The sequence below is a fragment of the Methylobacterium sp. J-030 genome (assembly GCF_022829545.1).
Taxonomy (GTDB): domain Bacteria; phylum Pseudomonadota; class Alphaproteobacteria; order Rhizobiales; family Beijerinckiaceae; genus Methylobacterium.
This window is the reverse complement of the sequence record NZ_JAKSYM010000344.1, coordinates 1-9081: the sequence shown is the minus strand read 5'-3', so window position 1 is coordinate 9081 and position 9081 is coordinate 1. Positions and strand designations below refer to the sequence as shown.

Here is a 9081-nt window from a genome sequence, read left to right as displayed (position 1 = left end):
GAGCCGGCGTACCATCAGCGAGAGGCCGCGAGCCGCAGCCGGCCGGCGCCGGGCGTGCGCAGGATGGCGAGCCGCGCCCGGATCACCCCGCGCGGGATGATGCCGAGCCGCTCGGCCGCCCCGCGCGCGAGGTCGAGGGTGCGGTGCAGGCGCGGGTGCGGGCCGCGGTCCGTCACCGTCACGTCGACGCTGCGGCCGGTCGCCAGATCCGTCACCCGCACCCGGGTCCCGCACGGGAGCGTCCAGTGCGCCGCCGTCATTCCGGCCGGATCGAACCGACCGGCGAGGTGCCCGACCGTTCGGCGGCTGCAGGCGACCGCGTTCCGGGTCTGCCCGTGCTCCGAGCCGTACCAGGAGACGCGGCCTTCCCACGCACGGGCGGACGCGGGGGCGAGCAGCAGCGCGCAAGCGACGGCTGCCCGCAGCGCGAGGCGCTGCAGGAGCATGGCGGATCTCCGGGTGGCGGGGGTTAAGCGGCCGCGCTCAGTCGCTGTCTTCGGCGGACAGGTGCAGCGTCACGGCGGTGGTGGCGGCCTGGAAGGTGTCGAAGCCGGCGAGCGCGCCGAGCGTCGCGATCACCGCCGGCATCGTGCGGGACTCGCGGATCACCCCGGTGACCATCACTGACTTGTCGGCGTTCAGCACTAGGCCCGAGCAGCGGAACACGTAGTCCCGGGTGCCGGTCGCCTGGATCGTGTGGCGCAGGACCGGGAGCGCGGTGAAGATCCCGGCGGGGATCGTGACCGACACCGCGCCGCCGACGGCGACCGCGACGGCCTTCGCCCAGGTGGCGACGGGCTGCTCGGTCAGCCCGGGCGAGCCGAGGCCGAGGGGCTTGCGGCGGGGCATGCCACCCGTAGCCTCAGGCGCGGGTGACCGGGACCTGCGGGTCGAACTGCAGGTGCCCGGCCTGGGTTACCACGCCGACCTGCTGGAAGGTGTGACCGGCCGCGGTCGCGCCCGCCGCGGCGACCGCGCCGACCGCCGTGTCGGATAGGAAGCCGAGGCCCGGGGTGAGCCCGGCGAGCGCGGTGTTCAGCCCGGACAGGAAGACGGTCGCGGTGCCGCCGGCGGCGACCGCAGCCAGCACGAAGCCGTCGGCCTGCTTGCCGGTGGTCGAGCCGTCGGCGTTGCGCGCCGTGGCCACCCCGCCGTTCGCGTAGACGTTGACCAGCGCGCCGGCCGACAGCGCCTCGGAGGCCGGCATCTGCTCGGTGTCCGGACCGATGCCGGTCGGCATCATGGTGACGGGGAGCAGGCCGTTGGCGTCCAGCGCCGGGATCTGGAACGCGTTGGCGACGCCGCCCGCCAGGACCGGCACGTACTCGGCGAGCGACTTCACGCCCTGCACCAGGAGGCGCTGGACGGCGGTGAGGGCGGCCATGGGAGGGTCCTGTCAGGCGAGGAGGATCGGGTGCGCGAGGCCGACGACGATGCGGGTCGGGCCCGTCGCGTCGGCGAGCTTCTGTCGGAAGGCGGCCGCCGGCAGTTCGGGCGGATCCTGGGTCAGGGCGCCGTCCAGGCCGAGCCAGATCGGCCCCGGCGTCCAGGTCCACGACGGATCGACCATCGGCCCGGCTTGGACGACGATCACCGCCGCGCCATCGGCGGCCGCGCCGGCGCTGAGGCCGAGCACGCTGCCGCAATGGTCCGGCGTATCCGCGGAGGCGTGGACGACTTGGTCTGCGCCTGCGGCAACCACCGCGCGCTGGCCGCCGACGGCACCGCTCGCGGTCAGCGCCGCCTGGGGTAGCGCGGGCTGCTGCGTGCAGGTGGCGTCGAGGTAGGCGAAGGCGTCGTCTGCGGAGGCGAACGCGAGCGGATCGCCGCCGGCGGGGTTCGGCATGGTCCATAGGCTGAAGTCCGCCCAGCCACAGACAAGGGTGCCGTCGTGCGGGCTCGCCACCGCGAGCTGAGCACCCTGGCGCAGCGCCACGAGCGAGCCTGCGGGGAACGGCGCGGCGATGCCGGACACGCACAGGACGTTGCGCGCCTCGAGGTACTGAACCGTGATCATGGCGCGGTGCCCGGGGGTAGACCACGAGGCTCTCGCTGGTGACCATGATCGGCACCGAGGGCGTCAGGTAGAACGCCCCGCCATTGGTCATGAAGGTCTCGGCCATGTAGTCGACGAACAGGAAGCGGACGATCTCGGGCGTCGACGGCGCCTTGAGCAGCGGCTTCGGATCGGTCTCGAAGGAGCCGATCGTCCCGCCGATGTCGATGTCGGCCACCACGTTGCCGCCGATCACGAACGAGGTGACCGTCAGGATGAGCCGGATCTCGCCGTTGTCGTCGACCGCGTGCGGCCGGAGCCGCGTGCCGTCCCAGAACACGTGCCCGGCGAAGGGGCCCTTCAGCCGGTCGCGGGTCTTCGTCGGATCGGGCGTGAACGGCAGCGCGTTGCGCTGACCGGGCGCGAACAGCAGCGGCGCGCCCGCGGCCTGCTGGTAGGAGATGTAGCCGTAGTCGGAGCCGGCGATCCCCGGCGGTCCCTGGAACGGAGCGAGGCCAGCCGGCCCGAGCCCGGCGCAGCGCGAGCAGGTCATGCGACGCTCCGAGGTTTGGCGTCAGGACGCCATCAGGAACAGCGGGCGGCGGCGAACCAGAACCGTCCCTCCCGTGTAGACGGGCGGCGGGGTAAAGTTGCTGTCCTTGTAAAGAGCAGTATTGTCTATCGAATAGTCGGCCATGAGACCGTTCAGGACGTTACCGCCGTCCTTACTCTCGCCGATTAAGAACGACTCTCCCCAGTCGCCAGGATCGGGGCCGCCTCCCGATCCGGTTCCCCTGAAGACCGACGAACCATTGACGTAGATGTTGAAGATGTCGCCGTAGCGCTCGACGGCTATGTGCGTCTTCTGGGCGGCCACGAGCGTAGCGACGGAAACTCCGGTACCGTCTCCAGTAATATAACCGCCGAGAAACTTAAGATTACTGCTGGCGACGTATAGAAGCGGCCCGCCCGTCGCTCTGTAGTCGAAGAACGTCCCGGAACCGACGCTGTTGAGATATACCCAGAACTGCTCTGTCAGGTCGGCGGGTCGCGTGGGTAAATTGGTGACGGCGAGGTGCGATCCCCCCGTCCCGTCTAACGACAAGGCGCCGGCCGGGAAATTCGAATTGGTCCGCGTGACTTTGGCGTTGCCCGTGGCCGTGACGGTACAATTACCGGTCGAGTCTGGGAAAGAAGTTGAGCCTTCTGCGCCGTTGCCGTGTACGAGGAGGACGGTCGCCATAGGCGCTCCTTACGAGAACGCGGCGAGCGCGGCCGTGATGTGTGATGCCGGCGGCGTGAGCATGCCGGGATCGACGGTGAGGCCAGCGACGCACGCCTGCGCGCTCGCCTGATCGGGGTGGACGTAGAGGCGGGGCATCAGCGCACAGCCACGAAGGTGAAAGTGACGTCGGAGAGCGCGCTGTCCTGAGTTGCGGGCGCCTTCAGCCGCAGGATGTCGCCGACCCCGACGCTGATCGCCGCTTGTGTCGAGAAGCTCGCGAGCGTGCCGCTGGCCGCGAAGGTGAGCGTGGCGATCGTCGCCTCGGTCGTGGAACCGGCCGGGATCCGGGTCAGGGTCCAGGCCGCGCTGGCGGCCGCCGCGGTGAGCGCTCGGGCTATGCTGCCGGCGAGGTTGGCCGGAAGGGTGAAGGGGACGTCGGCCACGAGGAAGCCGATCACCTCTCCCGCGCCGGGCTTGCCGACGCAGGGGAAGACGATCTTCAGGCTGCCGATCAGCGTGTCGCCGCTCGGCAGTTCCCCCGGCTGGCCGTTGAGGTTGACGAGCGGACGACGGCTGGCCATGGCCTACCCTTCGGATCAGGCGTTGCCGATCGGGGCGCCGGGCTGGACGTCGAGGACGCCGGCCGCGGTGGCGGTGCCCGCGTACTGAGTGGTGTGGCCGGAGGCGGTGTCGGGGGATGAGGCCGCCGCGCCGGCGGCGCCGAGCCAGTAGTCGGAGCCCGGGGTGAGACCGGTTACGGCGGTGTTCGGGCCCGAGCGGTAGACCGAGGCGGTGCCGCCCTGCGCGACGGCGGCGAGCACGAAGCCGGAGATCTTCTTGCCGCCGGACGCGGACGAGGAGTCGGCGTTGCGCGCGGCGAGCGCGCCGGCGTTGCTCCACAGGTTGACCAGCGCGCCGGCCGACAGCGCCTCGCTCGCCGGCGCCGTGACGATGTCGGCGCCCTGGCCGGCCGGCAGGAAGGACGGGTCGATCAGGCCGGAGGCGTTGGTGGCCACGAGCTGGTTGGCGGAACCGGCGCCGCCGAGGACGGCCGCGGTGACCGAGGTGACGACGCCGGCGATGGCCTGAAGGAACTTGGGGGCAGCCATGGTGAACCTCTGGGTCTAGAGCAGGATGGCGGGGGTGATCGCGACGAGGAGGCGGGTCGGCAGCAGCGCGAGGCCGATCGGCTGGAGCATCCCGGCCTGCGGGACGGCCTGGGTCAGGGCGCCGTTCAGGCCGAGCCACACGGGGCCGGGCGCCCAGGCCCAGGACGGCTCGTCGACCGGGCCCGCGGTCACGACGCTGACCTGCGCGCCGGCTTGAGCGGCCCCGGTGGTGATGCCGAGCACGGTGCCGGCCTGGGCGGGTTGATCGGCAGAGGCGTAGAGGACGGAGCCGTCGCCGACCGCGCGCACCGCCATGTGCCCGCTGAGCGCGGCGCCGGCCGTGAACAGCGGCGCGGTCTGATCGGCGGACGCGCCGGGCGCACCCTGGGCACCCGGCGCGCCCTGCGGGCCGGTCTGCAGCGCGGGCAGGAGCACGCCCGTGCAGGGCTGGCCCGCCACCAGCACCGACTGAAAGCCGGAGGCCTGCGCGGTGACGGCCGCGGAGTCGGTGGCCGGGTAGACCAGCACCGAGGAGCGGCCGAGCCACGCGTCGCCCGTCGAGCCCGCCACCATGCGGTGGACGTCGAAGAACAGGGTGACGGGCCCGGGCTGACCGCTTGGGCCGAGCGCGGACCAGTCGCCCCGCGCGGCCTTCGGGACGTTGATCAGCAGCGCGCCGGTGAGCCCGGTCACCGGGTCCGCCGTCCAGGTGATCGAGCCGGCCGCGCTGTCGATCGTGGCCGCCGGCGTGCCCCCGAACTGCCCGGTCATCGCGGCGGTGAGCCGGGAGCCGGCGAGGTTCAGTGCGGTCCTCAGGGGGACGACGAGGGCCCAGTCCGCGGTGTCGATGACCGTGGTGGCCATGGATGGAGACCTCGTCCAAGTGCGGGCATGCGATCGGAGCGCGGGGGGAACCGCTCACCGGGGTTGAGGTCGAGCGGTCGGCGTCGGCGCGGCCGGGTCCGGTGCCTCAGGCGACGGCGCGGATGTCCCAACCGTCGATCGCCACCCCGAGCGCGTTGTCGTTGGTCTGAAGCCGCCCGCGCAGGGACGCGGCGGAGGTCTGCCCGGTGAGGTCGATCGGCGCGCTGCGCAGGGTGATGACGCCGGTCACCGGGTCCGCATCGATCTGCGTGAACGTGGCCGCGGAGCCGTCCGCGACGTTGCCGGTGCGACTGACCGAGCCGGTGAGATTGCCGCCCGAGCCGAAGTTCAGCGAGCCCGCCGTCTTCAGGACGCGCGCGTACAGGATCGCCTTGGTCGGGACGACGAGCAGCGCGCGCGGGATGGAGCGCAGGTCGAGCAGGCCCGAGCTGCCGACCGTGAAGGCCGAAGTCGCCGGAGTGTAGGTCGTCGTCTCGCGCGAGATGTTGGAAATGCGCAGTTCGTCGTAGTATCCCGGCGCGGAGTACCCGCCGTTATACTGATTGCCGAGCGTGAGCGGCATCGACGTGCCGTAGTTCGACGTGCAGGCGCCGGACGCGTCGGGGTTGCCATTGATGAGTTGGTAGATGACGCCCGATTTGCGCGCGACCCTGAGCTTGAAGCCGGTGCCGCCCACCAGCGTCGTCGTGCCCTGAGTGATGTACCCGCCCGTGTTCCAGTCATAGTACCGGAGCACGCCGCCGATCATCTGCAACTGGAACCCGACCGCACTGGAAGCGCGCGTGTCGAGCAGCACCTGCGTGCCCGAGTTCGATGTCGGGTCGAACCAAAATTCAAAGCAGAAGTCGCCGGTGCCGAACCCGAAATCAGCGGTCGAGGCGATCGTGACGGTATCGCTCGAACCGGTGATCTGCACGGACGACCCGCCGAACAGCGACTGTGCCGTCGAGAGCTTGGCCGAGCCGTTAAAGGTCGTGGTGTGGCCGCTGGTCGCCTCGGCGGAAGAGGTCGCGCCGTTGGTTCCGTCGAAATGGTTGAGGTATTTGCAGTTGGCGTCGGTCGCTTGATTGAGGATCTGGCCGTTCTGGAGCGTGGCGTTGACCGAGTTGACCGTGTCGTAGCCGGTGCTGCTCAGGAAGCCGTCGACCAGACCGCCGGGCGGGAACAGCACGCCGCGCAGCTTGGCCAGTTGGATGGCGTCGTAGGACTGGGCGTCGAGCGGGGCCGCGAGCAGGTTCATGCGGCTGAGCGGGACGCTGGCGACGTCGGCGAGGTTGTAGCTCGCCTGGAGCGCCCCGGCCGAGGCCGCTCCGGCCTGGGCGAGCAGCGCCCACTTCGTCGCGTCGAAGCTCGCCCCCGACGTGTGACTGGTCGCGCAGACGTAGCTCGAGCCCTGATAGGTGATGCAATCGGCCGGCGCGGTCGCGCTGTAGCCCGTCGAGGCCGCCCAGGCTGCGGGCTGCGTCTTCCACGGCTGGGTGCCGTTGACCCCGTTGATCCCGTCCTGGCCCTTGGCGGCGACCTTGAGCCAGCGACCGGCCGCCAGATCGACCGCGAAGGCGCCGGCGATGTGGGAGGCCGTGCAGACGTAGGCCTCGTTGCCGAAGGTCACCTGCGTCGCCGGCGCGGAGGCGACGCAGACCAGCCCGGTCACCCAGGCGGTGATGTTGCCCCACGGCACCGGGCCGGTCGGCCCGACGGGCCCCTGCGGGACGGTGAGATCCAGCGTCTGGACCGGCGCCGTGCCGTTGATCGCGGCCGCGGCCTGCGAGCCCGGCGCGCCCGTGGTGACGTTTCGGATCGAGAGGGCGTTGGCGGGCCCGGGCGGGCCGCCGACGAAGGTGGTCTTACCCACGCCGCTGAGCATCGGGGAACCTCAGGCCTGGAGGACGGCGGCGTGCGTGATCAGCCCGTAGAAGGCGGTCACGGGCGAGAGGCCGCTCGGGTCGGCGACGGGATCGGCGGCGAGGATGTTGTACGGGTAGGTCCCAGGCGGCTGCGCGGCCATCGCGGGCTGCAGGAGCCGCATGGCGATGTTGCCGCCGGTGGTGCCGGCCGCGATCGTCTGCGGGTTGGCCGCCGAGCTCGCCTGGAACGCGAAGCTCGCCGAGGTCGCCGAGAGCCGCGAGTCCAGCGTGAAGACGAGCCCGGTGATGTCGACCGGCACCGGCAGGACCGACACCGCGAAGGTGTCGCCCACCGCGAACGGGATGGTGCCTTGCGCCAGGGAGACGTGGATCCCGCCGGCCGCGAGCGGCAGACCGACCACGCCCTGACCGGTCACGTCCCCGTCCGGGTCGGTCACCGTCAGGTACGCGAACCCGGACGCGATGCCGGTGACCTGGACGACGTGGACGCCCTGCTCGGCGCCGATGTCGACGCCCGTGACCGTCAGCGCCCCGTTGCCGACGTTGGCCGAGCCCGAAACGACGCCGCCCGCGCCCGACTGCCCGATGATCGGCAGGCCGTCGAGCCACGCGCTGTTCTGCGCAGTCAGGAAGTCCTGCCGCTGCGCCTGGATCCGGGCGAGGTTCGACACGGGCTAAAACCTCGGGCGGCGGGCATGGAAAAGCCGCCCGGAGGCGGCGCGGACGGACGGTCGGGCTCGGCCGCGATCAGGATGCGGCGGGGGCCTGCACCATCGCGGCGAAGGCCGCGTCGATCTGGGCCGTCGCGGTGATCGTCGGCGGGCTCGCCTGGATGCCGGCGGCGACCTGGTTGAGGATCGTGTAGCTCTGCGCGTCGACGACGCCGGCCTGCACGGCGAGCGCGGAGGCCTCGGACGGGTTGAGGGTCGTCGCGCTGAAGTCGACGTTCGAGTACGGCAGCGCCGCGGTCGCGCTCGCGGCGTTCGTCTGCGCCCAGACGTCGACCTTCATCATCGCGAACTGCCCTTGGTCGTCGAGCTTCGTCGTGACCGTGTGGGCGGGCTGGCCCGCGGGGGCGACGTTGAAGCTCCATACCCCGGCGAGCACGCCGTTCTGCCGGTTGGAGGCGTACCTGAGGAGTTCCGCGACCGTCGCCCCGGACCGGAAGGCGAGGTAGGCCGGATCGTCGTCAGCGATCTCGGCGTAGCCCACGAGGTCGGGCTGCGCCTGCGGGAACGCCCCGGCGATGTTGCCGGCGGCGTCCCTCTGAACATAGGCCATCGGTGTCTCCCCTGCTCAGATGCGGCGCCCGAAGACCCAGCCGGTCGTCACGACGTAGAAGCCGCCGTAGGACTGGTTCGCGCGCACGGCGACCCGGCCCAGCGCGTCCGTGAAGCGGCGCTTGCTCTGGATGTTGATGCTGTAGACGCCGCCGCCGACCGAGCCGAAGATGTCCGGCAGCGGCAGGGCGGACGGCTCCTGCGACACCGGCCCGGTGAACGTGTTGCCGGGCGGGACGTCGGGGTCGGCCGGGCTGCCGAAGATCACGGCGAGCTGCGAGCTGGGCGCGGACGAGATCGCGAACTCGGCCGCACCCCGCCATTCCAGGCTCAGGCCCACCGGCAGGCTGGTGAGGAGGAGCTGCCGGGTCGCGGTCACCGTCATGGGGTTTGCGTCCATGACGAAGGTCGCCAGCGTGCACTCCAGCGCGCCGCCCGCGATCTCGACCGCCGTGAACGGGATCGGGTTGCCCGAGGTATCGGTGGTGAACGGAAACAGCGGCCTGGCGTAGGCGTAGCCCGAGGGCAGCGTCAGGCTCAGGCTCGCCGAGGCGAAGGGCGCCACGCCGGCCGTGCCCCAGATCAGGAACATGAACAGGGTCGACGCGCCGGGGAGCGTCGTGCCGCCCTGGAAGCCGCCGGCGGCGTTGCCGTTCGAGACCGCCCAGGCGAGCGCGCCGCCGGTCTTCTGCGCGGAGGCGCCGGTGCTGTCGACGCA

General features: G+C 71.5%; 14 protein-coding genes. 1 reads left to right on the top strand and 13 read right to left on the bottom strand.

Annotation, left to right across the window (positions count from 1 at the left end; genetic code table 11):
• Positions 1–14: 14 nt before the first annotated feature.
• The 4 genes from MKK75_RS27110 to MKK75_RS27095 are packed head-to-tail and all read right to left on the bottom strand — an operon-like array spanning position 15 to position 2017.
• Positions 15–446 (bottom strand): septal ring lytic transglycosylase RlpA family protein, encoded by a 432-nt coding sequence (locus MKK75_RS27110; RefSeq protein WP_244045588.1) that lies wholly within the window; start codon positions 444–446, stop codon positions 15–17.
• A 37-nt stretch (positions 447–483) separates the two neighbouring features.
• Positions 484–849, bottom strand: coding sequence for a hypothetical protein (locus MKK75_RS27105; RefSeq protein WP_244045587.1), 366 nt, complete (start codon positions 847–849; stop codon positions 484–486).
• 13 nt (positions 850–862) lie between these two features.
• A complete protein-coding gene (locus MKK75_RS27100; RefSeq protein WP_244045586.1) occupies positions 863–1384 on the bottom strand; it encodes a hypothetical protein in 522 nt (173 codons plus the stop codon).
• Positions 1385–1396: 12 nt separating this feature from the next.
• Positions 1397–2017: a hypothetical protein gene (locus MKK75_RS27095; RefSeq protein ID WP_244045585.1), complete on the bottom strand. Its 621-nt coding sequence runs from the start codon at positions 2015–2017 to the stop codon at positions 1397–1399.
• Between the two features lie 206 nt (positions 2018–2223).
• Here MKK75_RS27095 and MKK75_RS27090 point away from each other — a divergent pair, with 206 nt between their 5' ends.
• Entirely contained in the window at positions 2224–2412 is a 189-nt protein-coding gene (locus MKK75_RS27090) for a hypothetical protein (RefSeq protein ID WP_244045584.1), read from the top strand.
• A 158-nt stretch (positions 2413–2570) separates the two neighbouring features.
• On the opposite strand, the gene MKK75_RS27085 is transcribed toward MKK75_RS27090, so the two are convergent.
• The 9 genes from MKK75_RS27085 to MKK75_RS27050 form a co-directional block, all read right to left on the bottom strand.
• Entirely contained in the window at positions 2571–3239 is a 669-nt protein-coding gene (locus tag MKK75_RS27085) for a LamG domain-containing protein (protein ID WP_244045583.1), read from the bottom strand.
• A gap of 9 nt (positions 3240–3248) precedes the next feature.
• Complete coding sequence (locus MKK75_RS35895) at positions 3249–3377, bottom strand: hypothetical protein (RefSeq protein WP_279594164.1); 129 nt, start codon at positions 3375–3377, stop codon at positions 3249–3251.
• The gene (locus tag MKK75_RS27080) at positions 3377–3802 is read right to left on the bottom strand and encodes a hypothetical protein (protein ID WP_244045582.1); all 426 of its coding nucleotides are present in this window, start codon (positions 3800–3802) and stop codon (positions 3377–3379) included. The genes MKK75_RS35895 and MKK75_RS27080 overlap by 1 nt, the downstream gene beginning before the upstream one ends.
• Positions 3803–3817: 15 nt before the next feature.
• Positions 3818–4330 (bottom strand): hypothetical protein, encoded by a 513-nt coding sequence (locus MKK75_RS27075; protein WP_244045581.1) that lies wholly within the window; start codon positions 4328–4330, stop codon positions 3818–3820.
• 15 nt (positions 4331–4345) lie between these two features.
• Positions 4346–5194: a hypothetical protein gene (locus tag MKK75_RS27070; RefSeq protein ID WP_244045580.1), complete on the bottom strand. Its 849-nt coding sequence runs from the start codon at positions 5192–5194 to the stop codon at positions 4346–4348.
• A gap of 106 nt (positions 5195–5300) precedes the next feature.
• Complete coding sequence (locus MKK75_RS27065; protein ID WP_244045579.1) at positions 5301–7082, bottom strand: LamG domain-containing protein; 1782 nt, start codon at positions 7080–7082, stop codon at positions 5301–5303.
• Between the two features lie 9 nt (positions 7083–7091).
• Positions 7092–7754 (bottom strand): hypothetical protein, encoded by a 663-nt coding sequence (locus MKK75_RS27060; RefSeq protein ID WP_244045578.1) that lies wholly within the window; start codon positions 7752–7754, stop codon positions 7092–7094.
• 76 nt (positions 7755–7830) lie between these two features.
• Positions 7831–8364 carry a hypothetical protein gene (locus MKK75_RS27055; protein ID WP_244045577.1) on the bottom strand — a complete coding sequence of 178 codons (534 nt, stop codon included), beginning with the start codon at positions 8362–8364 and terminating at the stop codon, positions 7831–7833.
• Positions 8365–8379: 15 nt separating this feature from the next.
• Positions 8380–9081: hypothetical protein (locus tag MKK75_RS27050; RefSeq protein ID WP_244045576.1), on the bottom strand; the 702-nt coding region annotated here is incomplete at its 5' end.